We start from the raw sequence: 14593 nt of genomic DNA on the forward strand, positions 1-14593 counted from the left end.
GAGGGGCACCGCCGCATGCGCTCGCGTGTATCTCTGATCGCGGAGACGCTGTTGCTTGCGGGCTTCTGCGTCGCCCTGCTGGTCTGGATTATCCCGGCCCAGACCAGCGAGGGCGGCTTCGGGCTCTCGCCGGCCTTCCTGCCCACGGCACTGACCGCGGCCCTCCTCGCCCTGCTCGTCCTCGATGGCGGGCGGCGGCTCGTCTCGCGCCGCGCCGAACCCGCTTACCCGACCGGGATCGGCGCGCTCGGCCGGATTATCGGGCTGGCGGTCCTGGGGGCGCTGATCCTCCGCTTCGGCGGCATCGTGCCCGCCGGTGCCGTGACCAGCGCCGCCGGCATGGTGATCCTGGGAGAACGCCGCGCCCTTCCGGTCCTGGGGACCGCGATCATCTGCGGCGCCACGCTCTGGCTCGCTTTCGGCTGAGGCTCCATGCAAGACGCGCTTCTGGGATTCGGCGACGCTCTCTCGCCCGATACAATCGCCTTCGTGCTGATCGGTGTCCTGCTGGGCTATGTGATCGGCGTCCTGCCCGGCCTCAACCGCCCTGCGGCGCTCGCGATCGCCATCCCGCTCAGCTACTATATGAGCCCGGTCAGCGCCGTCGGCTTCCTCATCGGCATCGCGAAGGCGAGCGGTGCGGGAGGCGCGACTACCGCAGTGCTGATCAACGTGCCCGGCGAACCGAATGCGGCGGTCACCTGCCTCGACGGTTATCCGCTCGCACGCTCCGGCAAGGCGCGCCAGGCGCTGCAGACGGCGCTGTACGGCTCCGTTATCGGCGACGTCGTCGGCACGCTCGCCTTGATCCTGCTGGCGCTGCCGCTCGCACGCTTCGCGTTGAAGATCGGCCCGGTCGAAATGACGGCGCTGATGATGCTGGCGCTCACTTTCATCGCCGCGCTGTCGGGCTCGTCTCTCCTGCGCGGGCTGATCGCCGGAATCTTCGGCATGCTGGTCGCGACCATCGGTCTCGACATCGAGAGCGGCACGCCGCGAATGACCTTCGATCAGGTCGACCTGATGGATGGTGTCCCGCTCCTGGCGGTCACCGTCGGCATGCTCGCGCTGACCGAGATGGTGATCCAGGCCGAGGAACTGCTCGGGCGTCGCGGTAGCGACCCCACGCCGGTCGTCACCAGCGGGAAGGACGACCGTTTCGGCTGGCCGGAATTCCGCCACGTGCTTCCGACCTTTCTGCGATCGAGCCTGGTCGGTACCGTGATCGGCATCATCCCGGGGCTCGGCCCGAGCGTCGCGTCCTTCGCCTCCTACGGTATCGCCAAGCGCTTTGCCCGCCCGGGCGAGCGCTATGGCGAGGGCGAGCTGAAAGGCGTGGCCGCCGCCGAGACCGCGGACAACGCCGTCGTCCCCGCCAGCTTCATCCCGCTCTTCGCGCTCGGACTCCCGGGCAGCGTGTCGGCGGCCATCCTGATCGCGGCCTTGACGATCCACGGCGTCGTGCCCGGCCCGCGGCTGTTCGAGGAGCATGCCCGGCTGGTCTACGGGATCTATGGCACGATGCTCGTCGCGGCCGTGCTGATGCTGATTGTCGGCAGGGTCGGCCTCGTCGCCTTCGCGCAGCTCACCCGGGTGCCGGCGATCATCATCATTCCCGTGGTCGTCATGCTGTGCGTCGTCGGCTCCTATCTGGAGAGCCGCTCGCTCTTCGCGGTGCAGGTCATGATCGGCTTCGCGGTGCTCGGCTATCTGATGCACCGTTTCGACTATTCCCGCGTCACCTTCCTGATCGGTTTCGTCATCGGCCCCCAGTTCGAGCTGTCATTGCGACAGGCGCTGATCATCACCGACCGCGACCCGGCCGCCCTGCTGTCCCATCCAATCGCATTGGCGATCCTTGCAACCGCGCTCATCGGCGGTCTGCTTTCCATGCGGGCACGCGATCGTGCCCCGACGACCGGAGACATCACGTGAAGATCAACATCAACGCCGATATCGGCGAGGGCTACGGCAAGTATTCGATCGGCAACGACGCCGCGCTGATGCCGCTCATCGGCTCGGCCAATGTTGCCTGCGGCATGCATGCCGGCGACCCGACGATCATGGTCAGGACGGTGAAACTCGCCCTCGACCACGGCGTCTCGATCGGCGCCCATCCCGGCTTCAACGACATCTGGGGCTTTGGCCGGCGCCAGATCCGTATGCGCCCGCAGGATCTCGAATACTTGGTCACCTACCAGATCGGCGCCCTGCTCGCGCTCGCGCTCGCGCAGGGGGCGAAGGTCACGCATGTCAAGCCTCACGGCGCATTGAACAACATGGCGCATGGCGACCTGGACTATGCGCTCGCCATTGGCCGCGGCATCAAGGCCGCGGACCGCGAGCTCATCTATGTCGCAAATGCAGGCTCCCAGATGACGCTGGCCGCCCAGCAACTCGGGCTGAGAGTCGCGAACGAGGCCTATGTCGACCGGGTCTACGACGACAACGGCATGATGGCCTCGCGCGAGCGCGAGGATGCCGTGATCCGCGACCCCGAGCAGGCCGCACGGCAAGTTCTCGACATCATCCAGAACAAGGCGCTGATCAGCACCTCGGGGAAACGCATCCCGGCGGAGATCCACACCTTCTGCATACATGGGGACGAGCCGACGGCGGTCGACGTGATGCGGGTGGTGCGGTCGCGACTCGCAGAGGCGGGAGTGGAGGTGGTCCCGCTTCCGGTTCTGCTCGGCTAAAAGGCCGCGGCTGGCGCTCTTCCGGCGACGATCGCCCCGCGCAAGACCGCCCGCGGTTTGCGCCACAGCCGCGGCGCGCCCGACACGGTTCGAACGTGTGACCTTTGCCGCACCAGAGCGCCGCTCCTTCGCAAAATCCCTCGTTGCCGAAGCAGCCGGGATCGGCTATCCACCTTCCACGGATTGCGCCCGTAGCTCAGCTGGATAGAGCGTTGCCCTCCGAAGCTGGGTTTTCGCTGAAAGCGCTGCCGAAATACCCCTACATTCACAACAGGTTGCGCTGCGAATTGGTGCTCTAGACGTGGTCACATCTCGATTCGGCACGACCTCGCCACCCGCAGGTTGATCATCGGCTCGAACGTGCCAGAAAATTCGCCGCGGTCGATCATCACCGAATGATATTCTTGCGTTCGAATCGACGACTTAGGCACGGAGAGCCCGACCTTGAATAGCATTCCCAGCGGACGCTTTGTCGTGCTCGATTTCGAGACGACTGGACTCAGTCCCGCGGCGGGCGCGCGGGTGATTGAGGTGTCAGCTCGCGAGGTGGTGGATGGCCGAGCAGGCCATGAATTTCTTACCTTCGTCGATCCAGGCGTCCGCGTGCCGGCTGAGATAACGCAGATCACCGGCATAACCACTTCGATGCTAAGCGGCGCACCGACCTCGGCCGTCGCGATGCGTCAACTGACGTCATTCATCGGACCATCGCCGATCGTTTGCCACAACGCCGGCTTCGATCGGCGATTTTATGAGCACGAGGCGAGCGAGTTTCTCGATGGGCGCACCGTTCGCGCTTTCTGCACTTTGCTGTTGGCTCGGCGCTTGTTTCCGGGCCGGAAAAGCTATCGCCTAGGCGGCCTCATCGGCGAGATGGGCATCGCGTCCCCTGGTCGCCTTCATAGGGCGAGTGCAGATACGTTTGTTACCGCGCACCTATTCGATCGTATCTGCGCGGACGCACGCTCTCGCTGTCGCGCCGAGCATTTTGATCACGACGTGTTGCACCGGCTGCAGAGGATCCGGATCGCAGGAGCACATGAATGGTTGGCGACATTAGGTAGCTCTGTCCCTTCGTCCCGCGGCAAAGCCGGATCACTCGGGCGCGGCATGCCGAACACAAGCTCGTTGAACTGACCCAAGTGACCTCCTGCTCCTGGACGATCGTTGGCTTCGACTCGGCCTGGACGGATAAGCTCACAGCACCTGGGGCCGTCTGCGCCATTCGATCCGACGCCCAGGGGCGACGATCCTCGTCCGAACCGCAGTTGGCGACCTTTGACCAGGCGCTTAAATTCATCGCGGCTGAACGTGCACGTTGCGACGTCTGCATCGTTGCGCTCGACCAGCCTACGATCGTGCCCAACCTAACGAGCATGCGACCTGTCGATCGAGTCGCGGCGTCGTTGATCTCCTGGTTGGGCGGCGGCGTTCAGCCAGCCAATCGCTCGAAGATTGGCATGTTCGACGATGCTGCTCCGGTCTGGCGCTTCAAGAACCTGCTGGGCGCGGATGACGATCCCGAAGCTGCCCGATCGGCGATCGGCGGCTTGTATCTGATCGAGGTATTCCCTGCCCTCGCATTGCCATCCCTGGACGCAGCCTATTTCGGCCGGCTACTCGCGCCTCGCTATAATCCCGAGAAGCGTCGGCGTTTTCGCTCGCCCGATTGGTCGAGCGTTACCGAGGCGGTTCGGCGCCATGCAGCCGTGGAGATCGTCCCGGAGCTGGCGTTGTGGGCACAGGAGGCAGCCTCACTCGTTGCTCCGAGAAAGGGCGATCAGGACAAGCTTGACGCAGCAATCTGCGCACTGGTCGGCCTTCTGTGGCGCACGAAATCACGCGCCGAAACGATCATGATTGGAGATCTGGATACCGGCTACATGATCGCGCCAGCGAGCGCCGAAGTGAGATTGAAGCTCAAAATAGCGGCGCTTAAGTCAGGCGTCGCCGTTGATGGGGATAGCGCCGTCGACTAGCGACGCTGAAACGAAAGTGTGGATTCGGAGTGCCGGCTCAAGGGAGCAGGTCCCTCCGAAGCTGGGAATCTTCCTTCGCGCCGACGAGAAGATGCTTTACTTCACAACGGCTTGATGATTTTCGACGCTACGCCGAGGCGTCAGTTTCGCGACGCGGCACGACCTCGCCAGAGGCGCTCCTGCCTTGCGGTCTGAACCGACGCTGACACTCCTCGTCGAACGACTGCACAATTTCGACCCGAGGGTATTTACAAGCCCTGAGAGTATTCAGTCCTCTCCGTCATGATCGGCCGTCACATCAGCTGAGGACGCGAAAGAGGCGATGGTCGTCAACAAGGCAGCTGCAAGGGCTTTTATCTTATGAATGGAACCTATCAATCGTTGCACCGGAACTGATCGGCGCTCACCAGCCTGAAGTCGGGTCCAGAAATGGTGCTCGTGGATTCGACACGCCTCAGCGGACCCGGGCTTATCGTTCTCCAGGTGCATCCATTCGCCTTGCAGGCGCTAACCTCGATGGCGAACCTGTTTCCGTTCGAGCACCAAAGTTCGGTGAGGTGCCGGACTTTCGCATTCTGCCTTATCTCACAGGAAGCGGCGGCCTCCCACCCCCTGAGACATTTCGTGCCCTGGTTGGAGTTTTCCCTAATGATGCTTCTCGGTTGAACGGTTGAAGCAGAGCGCTGAGCGTTCTCTTTGATTGTGCTCTGGCTCTGAGGAGTAAGTTCAGGACGTTGGGCGTTGTCCATGATCGTTTTGCCAGTGCTATGCTTCACCTTTTCGATCAAGCCGCGCTTCGTTTTCTCACTTTGGCAGTCCCTGTTGAAAAAGCGTTCGGCGTTCGGCGATTCAGTCTCTACGATCACGAAGCAATATTCGCGGGCGACTTCTTCAAGATCGCGTGGATCCTTCGTCCTGTGCCGTTCCAGCCTGAGGGCAGCCTCAAGGCCCAACTGGCCACGGGCGACTTTCAGGCACTGATCCCGATATGCGCGTTCGAATTCATTAGAGCAGATCTGAATGCGTTGCCTGTCAATCTCCTTCGCCAATTCGTCCAAACTATCTCTATTGTTATCGCGGGGTGCCGGCTCAGATTTCGGTATACTTCTAGGTTTGGAGCTTGGTGACACCGTCGGTGTCGAGGCGCGCGTCGGGGCCCCGCAGACCTTTTCGCGTTCCTCGTTGCACCATTTTAGTCCTTGGGTTCCCCCGAAGACCCCGCGGGTTCGGCCATCACCAAAATCTAAAGTCCACCAGTTCCCAGGTGTAACCATACGGCAAGTGCACGCCCCATGCGCACTTACGGGCGCCGCTATGACTGCAACAGAAAATAGAAAGAGCCACGTATTCTTAAGCATATCGATTCCCCAGACTCAATCTTAATTGTAGTATTTCGATATTCCGCCATCTGTCCCATTCAAATTGCTAGCGTTAAATCGCCCTCTGGTATACTTCGTCCCAGACCGGCATTGGGTAGACCGCGTGGAGGTATTCGAAACATCTGAACATCGCCTCGGAGCTGTTTGGATGCCGGGTGGCAACGTCGAGGATGAGGTGCTTGCGCAGGTCGCCCGAACCGTGATCGCTCTCGCGCCACCGATACGAGCGAGAAAGTTCAGACTGAGCCGGTCGACCGGCTCAAGAAACGTCTCCGCCTCGTGGTCCGCATGGGCATAACGCGTCCGCTCGCGACCGATGTAGAGCTCGTAGCGCAGACAGCCGATCTCCAGCATTTCCCGGGCAGTGCGAGCGATACCCATCGCAGGAAAGCGGACCGTATCAACGATCTCCTCGGGCCAGCGGTCGGCTCCAAGCCAGTCGAAATTCGAAAGTGAGACTTCGACCAGCTGCCCCGCGATGGAAGCCCTGTCGCGCATGATACCTCGCCATGCTGGCTACTAGCCCACTGACTTTGGCGGATTGTCCTAAACTGCCATCACCCATTTGGGTTATCGACACGATGGGCTTCCGGCTCGTGGGCGGAGCTGGCAGCCACCATGGCGGTTGACGCCCGCAGCCATTCCCGGGAAATCTTCCCAAAGGTAATATGCTGGCTGGGACGAGGCCAATAGCATGAGTATCGAGGAAGAGCTCACCGACGCCATCTACGAGGCCGGAGCAATTCCGGAGCTATGGCCGCAGACTCTCCAGAAATTGTCCGAACTATCCGATGCCCTGGGCGGGCTACTCTTCGTAACCAATATGAAGACCGCAGACTGGATCGCTTCCGATGGCATTATTGAAATCGTCAAAAAGTATTTTCGTGAGGGCTGGGCAGATAAAAATCCACGACCGAGGCGCTTAGCGGCTCTGCGACATGCCGGTTTCATTCATGATTTAGACGTCTTTTCCGAAGAAGAGCTTAAGAACGAACCTGTTTACCAAGATTTCTACCGCAAAGTCGGCTTCGGTTGGGGCGCTGGCACCATGTTCCAAATGCCGAGCGGCGACAATGTCGTTTTCAGCTTCGAATGTTCTTATGAAGCCGGCCCAGTTCGTCGAGAAACAATCGAAAGGCTGGACAGGCTGCGGCCGCATTTGGCTCGGGCGAGCTTGCTGACTTGGCGCATGGGCATGAGAACGTCGCAGGCCGTCGCAGCCGCACTCCAGTCTCTCGGCCTGCCCGCTGCGGTTTTGAGCGAAGCTGGGCGCGTGGATGCCGCCAACGCTCTCTTCGAAGACTTGCTGCCCAACTGCTTTCAGGACCGCCGTGAGAGGCTAATGTTGAAGCACGCGCGCACCGACGAATTGCTGAAGATGGCGATTGCGAGGCTGACCTCGCGCGGCCAGGTGCTGGAGAGCCAGTCCATTCCCTTGGCGGCGACCGAAGAGCGGCCGGCTCTTGTGCTTCATCTACTACCGGTTCGGCGTCAGGCGCGAGACGTCTTTTCCCGGGGATCGATCATCCTGGTTGCGATGCCTGTTGATCGGAGCCGCGTGCCTCATGCAGAAATCCTGGAAGCTCTTTTCGATTTGACGCCGGCCGAGGCCGCCATAGCTCGCGCGATTGGCGAGGGACAGGGGCTGAAGGCGATCGCGTCGGCGCGCGGCGTCTCTGTCGAAACCGTTCGCGCTCAGATTAAGTCCGTCTTTGCGAAGACGGGAACAGGCAGGCAAGCGGACCTCTCTAAGCTTCTCAGTGGTCTGATGCCGGGCCCTGGCCCGATCCGCTAAGTTCAGGATGAATTTTCGTTGAGAGCATTGGTTATGCAAGGCGTGCGGCCAAGGGAGCAGGTCCCTCCGAAGCTGGGAAACACGCCCGGAGTGACACTAGAAACTTTATTTATTTCAAGACTTTAAGCATCTTCTTGCTGCAACTCAGCTGTTCGTGAGCTGTATCGGCACGATCGCGCCGCAACCGCTCAAACTCAGGCGGTGTGGGAATCGCTCGCGGTTGAGAACGTGGGGCCCAATGCGCGTTATCCCAAGCCTCCTTGCTGCAGATCTTCGTTACCCAACTGGACAGCTCGAACAGCTTCCAGCGCTATCAGCGCCGCAGCTACCTTAGCGCGAGCTTCCTCGATGTCGGCCATGACCAGGCAGTCGCTCCTGTGGATTGCCGCCAGGAAAGCCGCGAGAACCGCCGGGCAATTGGCTGCCAGTCCGAGGAAGTGATCGCCGCTGGGAGCGCGCTCGCCGGAGAGCCAGTTTTTCACAGTTCGATCGTTCGCGCCGGTCCAGAGCGCCACCGTCTTTATCCTGGAAGACTGCCCGCGAAGCGCTGCTCTCAACGCCGTCGAGACAAGCTTGGCAAACGCCGGAGGGGTGATCGCTTTCCTTCGACCGTTGGGCAAGAAGTTGCCCGAATTCGAAAAGGACATTCCGCCGCCTCCGCGCTTGAGTGACCGGCGACGTCCGCCGGCCTACGAGACTTCGAGTGTGGAGTGGCCTTGTGTGAGTAGCGCTGAAGGATCGATTAGGATTGCGCGGATCGGGCCGGAGCGATCACGGCGGGCAGCTGCCTATGTCAGAATGTCGACCGATCACCAGCGTTACTCGACCGAGAACCAGCTAGACGCAATCAAGCGCTTCGCCGAGGCCCGCGACATCGAGATCGTCCGGGTCTACGAGGACGCCGGCAAAAGCGGCCTGAACCTCGAGGGTCGCGACGCCTTCCAGCGCCTTCTCGCCGACGTGGAACGGGGCGCCGCCGACTTCGGCACGATTTTGGTCTACGACGTCAGCCGCTGGGGCCGCTTCCAGAACGCCGACCACGGCGCGCACCTAGAGTTCCTCTGCTCCCGCGCCGACATCGTCGTCCACTATTGCGCCGAGCAGTTCGAGAACGACGGCAGCATCGGCTCGAACCTACTGAAGACCGTGAAGCGGGTCATGGCAGGCGAATATAGCCGGGAGCTGTCGGTCAAGGTCTTCGCCGGCCAGTGCCGCCTAGTCGAGAAGGGGTATCGTCAGGGCGGGATGGCCGGGTTCGGCCTGCGGCGGCTCCTGATCGACGAAAACGGCGAACCCAAGTCCGAGCTCTCGATCGGCGAGCGCAAGAGCCTCCAGACCGATCGCGTGATCCTGATGCCCGGTCCGCCCGAGGAGGTGGAAGTCGTCCGGCGCATCTATCGCCTGTTCGTCGACCTCGGCGTGCAGGAGGCCCAGATCGCGGCTCGCCTGAATCTTGAGGGAGTCGTCACGGACCTGGGGCGCCCCTGGACGCGCGGCACCGTCCATCAGGTCCTGACCAACCCGAAATACATCGGCGACAACGTCTTCAACCGCGTCTCCTTCAAGCTGAAGATGCACCGCGTTGTGAACAGCCAGGAGCACTGGATCCGCGCCCGCGGCGTGTTCACGGCGATCGTCGACGTTGCCACATTCGAGCGCGCTGCCAAGATCGTGGACGACCGCAGCCGCAAGATGAGCGATGCCGAACTCCTCGACCTGCTGCGGTCGCTACTCGAGGCGCAGGGGTCCCTCTCCAGCCTCGTCATCGACGAGCGCGAGGAAATGCCGTCGAGCAGCGTTTATCGAAATCGCTTCGGCAGCCTACTGCGCGCTTATCACCTCGTTGGCTACAGCCCGCGGCGCGACTACCGCTACATTGAGATCAACCGGCGCCTGCGGGCGATGCACCCCGAAGTCGTCGCGACAGTAGTTGATGGCCTGCGCGACGCTGGCGGGGACGTCCACGTCGATCTCGAAACTGGTCTGATCGACGTCAACGGCGAGTTCACCGCCTCGGTCGTCGTGGCGCGCTGCGGCGAGACGCAAGGGGGCTCGCCGCGTTGGCGCATCCGGCTCGACACCGGCCTGGCGCCAGAGATCACGGTCGCAGTGCGCATGGACCACGGCAACGTCTCCCCGCTCGACTACTACCTGCTCCCGCGTTTGGACATGTCCGAGCCGAACCTTCGGCTCGCCGAGAGCAACGGCCTGTCCCTCGACGGGTATCGCTTCGAGACGCTGGACTTCCTGTTCTCCCTGGCGGCCCGAACTCAATTCGAGGAAGCGGCATGACCGAAGCCAAGCACACCCGCGTGGAGATGATCCCAATCGACCGGATTATCATCCTGAACCCTCGCGTCCGGAACCGACGCAAGTTCCTCGAGGTGGTCGAGAGCATCAAGACAGTCGGGCTAAAGCGCCCGATCCGCGTCAACACTATGATTGGTTCGGATGGTCAACGCTCCTACGGCCTCGCCTGCGGGCAGGGCCGGATCGAGGCCTTCCGCGAACTCGGGCGGACGGAGATCCCCGCCATCATCACGGACGCAACGCAGGAAGAGTGCCTCCTGTTGAGCCTCGTCGAAAACTGCGCCCGCCGGCAGCATCGTTCCATCGACTTGCTTCAAGATGTCACGACCTTGCGCAGACGCGGCTATAACGACCGCCAGATTGCAGAGAAAATTGGCACCTCGTCAGAGTGGGTCAACATGATGGCCTCACTTATCGAGAATGGCGAGCAACGCCTTATCGAGGCCGTCGATGCGGGGACAATTCCAATCTCGGTCGCGATTGAAATTGCGCGCGCCGATGACGAAACCGTCCAGCAGATGCTGGCCGAAGCTTACACAGAGGGAAGAATCTCGGGTCCGCGGCTGATCAAGATGAGGCGCCTCATCGAGCAGCGGTCGCGAAGCGGCAAACACGTGTCGACGAACCCTTTTGGAAAGAAGCTTAGCAGAGCGAGGTCCTCGGAAGCATTCGTTCGCATTTTTCAGCAGGAAGCCGATAAGCAGCGCCTCCTGGTGAAGAAGGCCGAAGTCACGGAAACCCGCCTGCTGTTCGTGGTCGAAGCGCTTAAGAATCTGCGGACCGATGAGAATTTCATCACTCTGCTACGGGCCGAGCGCCTCGACACGATGCCGAAAGACCTGGAGAGCCGTATCCTAGGAGTGCCGGCATGAGTGAAACACTCAACCAGACACGGATCGCCTTCGAGCCAGAGTGCATCACCGTGCCGGTGACGTCGCTCTTGCCCGTTCGGCCGCCTCGGGCGTCGGTTAAGGCAAGTCATAAGTATCAGCAGATCCGAACCTCGGTGGTTGAGATCGGCCTGGTCGAGCCGCCAGTGATAGCCAGGATCGACGGCAATCCGGCCAACTTCCTTCTTCTCGACGGCCACGTCCGCATCGAGATCCTGAAGGACCTTGGCAAGACCGAGATAGAATGCCTCGTATCAACCGACGACGAGAGCTTCACCTTCAACAAGCGGATCAGTCGACTCTCAGCCGTCCAAGAGCACGCCATGATTCTGAAGGCGATTGCCCGCGGGGTGTCAAAGGAGAGAATCGCGAGCGCGCTAGGGATGCACGTCAACAGCGTGAAACGGAAGGCGACCCTACTCGATGGCGTCTGCCATGAGGTTGTGTCGATGTTGAAGGACACATTATGCCCGATGGCAGTCTTCGAAATTCTGAAGCGGATGAAGCCACTACGCCAGATCGAAGCGACCGAATTGATGATCGCCGCGAACAACTACACAGCGGTTTACGCCACGGCGTTGCTCGCCGGGACGCCGACCAACGAGCTGGCCGGCGAGAAAAAGTCAAAGAAGGTGAGAGGCGTCACGCCAGAGGCGATGGCGCGGATGGAGAAGGAACTCGCCCGGCTCCAGGAATCGATGGCAGAGATCCAGGAGACCTACGGCAAGGAGCATCTCCAGCTAACCGTCGTGAAGGGCTATCTTGGCAAGCTGCTCGGCAACCCTCGCGTCGTGCGCTACCTTCTCCAGCACAGACCCGAATACCTTGAGCACTTCCAGGCGATCGCCGATGCGACCTCCTTCGCCGGCCAGGCCGCCTGATTGACTTTTCGCCGCCGCGTAGATAGCGAGCTGAGGTGTCTGGTTACGCGACATGCCACAGATCGATTTGATATCCGAACTGGCTGAATGGCGGCGGCGCGAGCATAAGCGTCAACGGCCCACGTGCATTACGACAGCACACGCAGCCGCCTATCCCCACACGCGAGCACTCTGAGCATCGTAGAAGATGATTTCGAGTGGGTGTCGATCGCGAATAGCAGATCGATATTCGATTAGACGACGCGCGGACGTTTCGATAGCTTTATTTCCTGCGCTGTTGGGATCTCCATAAACGCTGACTAGCATCCTTGGAGTCTTTCCACTCGCAATTCGTTTCAGAACGTGAGCATCGTTGTCTGCGAGGGAGTGCCCAAATACGATGAAGCAAGACCGGCCGTTATCTGCACACGATTCCAGACTCCTAAGCGACTTATGTAGATAGGCGCTATGCATTATTTTTTCTAATTTGCTCTCACTTGTTCCTTCGGCGAAGAATAGCGGATATTTATCATCATCCAAAGCGGATCGTATCTGATCTACTATGGGAGTGTCGGTTCGTGACCATGTATATTTCACAATCTGCGACCCCGCATCGAACAAATGAAGGGCGCCGTGAAGGTAGTGAATATTGGCTCTGTTGCCTTCCTGCCAAGTGACGTATGTAGCGCCATCTTCCTCTGGACTGCGAAAACCGTCGTCAGTATTGAGAGCAATTTGATCTATATCTGAATTCATTATCGTCCAATACAGCATCACATCATAGTTCAGTGTATATATGTTGTTGAACGAGCTGAGAAATTTTCTGCAGCTTTGATACTGAGCGGCATCGATATCGTAAGGGCGATCTGGATGTCGCCTTGCAATCGCGGCCACCAAAACGTCTTTCACGATAATTGAATCGGTTATAAGTTGATCAATTAGTTGCTTATTGCCTGGATCATATACGGAAATAACACGAGCAGCATCGATCAAGTGTTTTATGACGAACTCGAAATCTTGCGTTCCAATGGCCGCGAACAGAGCTTTTACGTGCGGCGCCTTTCCGAAATCCGCACTCTCTAGAAGCGACCCATAAGTGAAGATGTCTGGCTTTAACGAGATGCTGAAGCCGTTTCCAAGGACGAGATGCTTGTTGCCGAGATCTGCGACCCTCGCCATAGCTTGCTCAAAACTAACGATATCCACGTCTTCCCCCAGCACGACGTTGAGTGACTCGCATGCTCGCACAACGCGAGCCGCTGTCCAGATGCAGCAACTGCGAGCGCGACGCGCCTGAACGAGAGAGCGTTGCCTACGAAAGGCACGCCCAATGGCCGCACTGATCGCCGGAAGCCTTTGATCCTTCAGACATCGGAAGACGCCAGACCCTCCGCGGTTCGCGCCGCGGCACACCTGCGCCACATCCAGCTCGGATTTCTCCGCGCCGCGCTTGGAAACCTCCTTGGCGGGCCACTGCCGGCATCCTCTAGTGATTAGAGGAATGAGGCAGCAGTGCAATGGCGACGATCAGGAAGCTTCGAGGCAGATGGCAGGCGCAGGTGCGTCGTCGCGGTATGGCGCCGAGAGCGAAGAGCTTCGATCAGAAAGCTGATGCTGAGAAGTGGGCGCGCTCGCTCGAGAGTGAGCTCGATCGCTGCGGCATGCTACCGGATACGCGCGTAGCTGAATCTACCACGCTGCGGTCGATCCTTGAGCGCTATATGCTCGAGATCTCGCCTCGCAAGCGAAGCGCCCATACCGAAATCTCGAGAATCAAGGCGCTGCTGCGTCGTTCGATCTGTCATCGCACGCTCGCGCTGCTCTCGACGTCAGATCTTGCGACTTACCGAGACGATCGCCTGAAGACCGTGTCACCGTCGACCGTGATCCGCGAGCTGAACACGATTTCACACGCCATCGATACCGCGATGCGCGACTGGGACGTCTATCTGCATCGCAACCCTTGCAAGCTCGTGCGCCGCCCAAGTCCACCTCGAGGGCGCAATCGACGCCTTCGTGATGACGAGGAGCGACGTCTGCTCGACGCCGCCGACAGTGGTAGAAACATCTATATGCGCGACCTGATCGAACTCGCTATCGAAACGGGCATGCGCCGCGGTGAGTTGTTGTCACTCAATTGGGAGCACATTGACCTTGAAACGAGGGTCGCGCATTTACCGATCACGAAAAACGGCGAACCTCGCGACGTGCCGCTCTCCACCCGTGCACGAGGCGTGCTCCAGCGACTCTGGGAAGGCCAGGGAAGCCCGTCGACCGGTCGAGCGCTGCCAACCAGCGAGAGCGCGGTCGTTCAAGCCTGGGGGCATCTGTGCGGGCGCGCTGGGATCTCTGGTCTGCACTTCCACGATCTGCGCCACGAAGCCGTGTCGCGATTGTTCGAGAAGGGCCTCAACGTCGTAGAAGTGTCTACCATCTCCGGGCACAAAGAGCTGCGCATGCTCGCGCGCTACGCGCATCTGCGAGCCACGGATCTCGTTGCGCGCCTCGGGTAGCCCCGAAGTCGAAGTCCTAGTTTGACGCGTTGATGCCCTACGGGATGCAGGCAATCTGCCGGCCTCCAACGCTCTATCCTTGCCTGCGTGGTGCAGCCGCGCACCATGACCATTGCTGCCTCCCACCGGTTTCCCGAGCCGGAGGGCTAGTGCCAATCCGGTGCTCCG

General features: G+C 60.5%; 13 protein-coding genes. 10 read left to right on the plus strand and 3 right to left on the minus strand.

Annotated features, from left to right (window positions below; translation table 11 throughout):
* Positions 1-15: 15 nt before the first annotated feature.
* The 5 genes from AC3RCC_RS26475 (at position 16) to AC3RCC_RS26495 (ending at position 4678) form a co-directional block, all read left to right on the plus strand.
* Complete coding sequence (locus AC3RCC_RS26475; protein WP_291640548.1) at positions 16-426, plus strand: hypothetical protein; 411 nt, start codon at positions 16-18, stop codon at positions 424-426.
* A gap of 6 nt (positions 427-432) precedes the next feature.
* Positions 433-1935, plus strand: coding sequence for a tripartite tricarboxylate transporter permease (locus tag AC3RCC_RS26480; RefSeq protein ID WP_291640546.1), 1503 nt, complete (start codon positions 433-435; stop codon positions 1933-1935).
* Positions 1932-2699, plus strand: coding sequence for a LamB/YcsF family protein (locus tag AC3RCC_RS26485; protein ID WP_291644405.1), 768 nt, complete (start codon positions 1932-1934; stop codon positions 2697-2699). The genes AC3RCC_RS26480 and AC3RCC_RS26485 overlap by 4 nt, the downstream gene beginning before the upstream one ends.
* A gap of 444 nt (positions 2700-3143) precedes the next feature.
* The gene (locus tag AC3RCC_RS26490; RefSeq protein WP_492257121.1) at positions 3144-3836 is read left to right on the plus strand and encodes a 3'-5' exonuclease; all 693 of its coding nucleotides are present in this window, start codon (positions 3144-3146) and stop codon (positions 3834-3836) included.
* A 5-nt stretch (positions 3837-3841) separates the two neighbouring features.
* Positions 3842-4678, plus strand: coding sequence for a DUF429 domain-containing protein (locus AC3RCC_RS26495; RefSeq protein ID WP_492257122.1), 837 nt, complete (start codon positions 3842-3844; stop codon positions 4676-4678).
* 374 nt (positions 4679-5052) lie between these two features.
* Here AC3RCC_RS26495 and AC3RCC_RS26500 read toward each other — a convergent pair whose 3' ends face one another.
* Positions 5053-5736, minus strand: a complete 684-nt coding sequence (locus AC3RCC_RS26500; RefSeq protein WP_492257123.1) for a hypothetical protein — start codon at positions 5734-5736, stop codon at positions 5053-5055.
* A 1015-nt stretch (positions 5737-6751) separates the two neighbouring features.
* Between AC3RCC_RS26500 and AC3RCC_RS26505 the strand changes: the two genes are divergently transcribed.
* Positions 6752-7852 carry a helix-turn-helix transcriptional regulator gene (locus AC3RCC_RS26505; protein ID WP_492257124.1) on the plus strand — a complete coding sequence of 367 codons (1101 nt, stop codon included), beginning with the start codon at positions 6752-6754 and terminating at the stop codon, positions 7850-7852.
* A gap of 245 nt (positions 7853-8097) precedes the next feature.
* Here the strand turns inward: AC3RCC_RS26505 and AC3RCC_RS26510 are convergent, their stop codons facing one another.
* Complete coding sequence (locus AC3RCC_RS26510) at positions 8098-8499, minus strand: hypothetical protein (protein ID WP_492257125.1); 402 nt, start codon at positions 8497-8499, stop codon at positions 8098-8100.
* 151 nt (positions 8500-8650) lie between these two features.
* On the opposite strand from AC3RCC_RS26510, the gene AC3RCC_RS26515 reads away from it, so the two are divergent.
* From AC3RCC_RS26515 to AC3RCC_RS26525, 3 genes are read left to right on the plus strand one after another with little or no spacing between them, the layout of a single operon-like run.
* On the plus strand, positions 8651-10144 hold the full coding sequence (locus tag AC3RCC_RS26515; RefSeq protein ID WP_492257126.1) for a recombinase family protein: 1494 nt from the start codon (positions 8651-8653) through the stop codon (positions 10142-10144).
* On the plus strand, positions 10141-11034 hold the full coding sequence (locus AC3RCC_RS26520) for a ParB/RepB/Spo0J family partition protein (RefSeq protein ID WP_492257127.1): 894 nt from the start codon (positions 10141-10143) through the stop codon (positions 11032-11034). Before AC3RCC_RS26515 ends, AC3RCC_RS26520 begins: the two co-directional genes overlap by 4 nt.
* A complete protein-coding gene (locus AC3RCC_RS26525; protein ID WP_492257128.1) occupies positions 11031-11933 on the plus strand; it encodes a plasmid partitioning protein RepB C-terminal domain-containing protein in 903 nt (300 codons plus the stop codon). The genes AC3RCC_RS26520 and AC3RCC_RS26525 overlap by 4 nt, the downstream gene beginning before the upstream one ends.
* A gap of 150 nt (positions 11934-12083) precedes the next feature.
* Here the strand turns inward: AC3RCC_RS26525 and AC3RCC_RS26530 are convergent, their stop codons facing one another.
* Positions 12084-13118, minus strand: coding sequence for a DUF4917 family protein (locus tag AC3RCC_RS26530; RefSeq protein ID WP_492257129.1), 1035 nt, complete (start codon positions 13116-13118; stop codon positions 12084-12086).
* Between the two features lie 311 nt (positions 13119-13429).
* On the opposite strand from AC3RCC_RS26530, the gene AC3RCC_RS26535 reads away from it, so the two are divergent.
* Positions 13430-14425 (plus strand): integrase, encoded by a 996-nt coding sequence (locus AC3RCC_RS26535; protein ID WP_492257130.1) that lies wholly within the window; start codon positions 13430-13432, stop codon positions 14423-14425.
* Positions 14426-14593: the final 168 nt, after the last annotated feature.

Source organism: Allobosea sp. GW823-FHT01F03, from assembly GCF_058798075.1.

What these genes read in the sequence shown, in the direction of transcription:
- AC3RCC_RS26475 (WP_291640548.1), top strand. Translation starts at nt 16, where the DNA reads ATGCGCTCGCGTGTATCTCTGATCGCGGAGACGCTGTTGCTTGCGGGC.
- AC3RCC_RS26480 (WP_291640546.1), top strand. Translation starts at nt 433, where the DNA reads ATGCAAGACGCGCTTCTGGGATTCGGCGACGCTCTCTCGCCCGATACA.
- AC3RCC_RS26505 (WP_492257124.1), top strand. Translation starts at nt 6,752, where the DNA reads ATGAGTATCGAGGAAGAGCTCACCGACGCCATCTACGAGGCCGGAGCA.
- AC3RCC_RS26510 (WP_492257125.1), bottom strand. Translation starts at nt 8,499, where the DNA reads ATGTCCTTTTCGAATTCGGGCAACTTCTTGCCCAACGGTCGAAGGAAA.
- AC3RCC_RS26515 (WP_492257126.1), top strand. Translation starts at nt 8,651, where the DNA reads ATGTCGACCGATCACCAGCGTTACTCGACCGAGAACCAGCTAGACGCA.
- AC3RCC_RS26520 (WP_492257127.1), top strand. Translation starts at nt 10,141, where the DNA reads ATGACCGAAGCCAAGCACACCCGCGTGGAGATGATCCCAATCGACCGG.
- AC3RCC_RS26525 (WP_492257128.1), top strand. Translation starts at nt 11,031, where the DNA reads ATGAGTGAAACACTCAACCAGACACGGATCGCCTTCGAGCCAGAGTGC.
- AC3RCC_RS26535 (WP_492257130.1), top strand. Translation starts at nt 13,430, where the DNA reads ATGGCGACGATCAGGAAGCTTCGAGGCAGATGGCAGGCGCAGGTGCGT.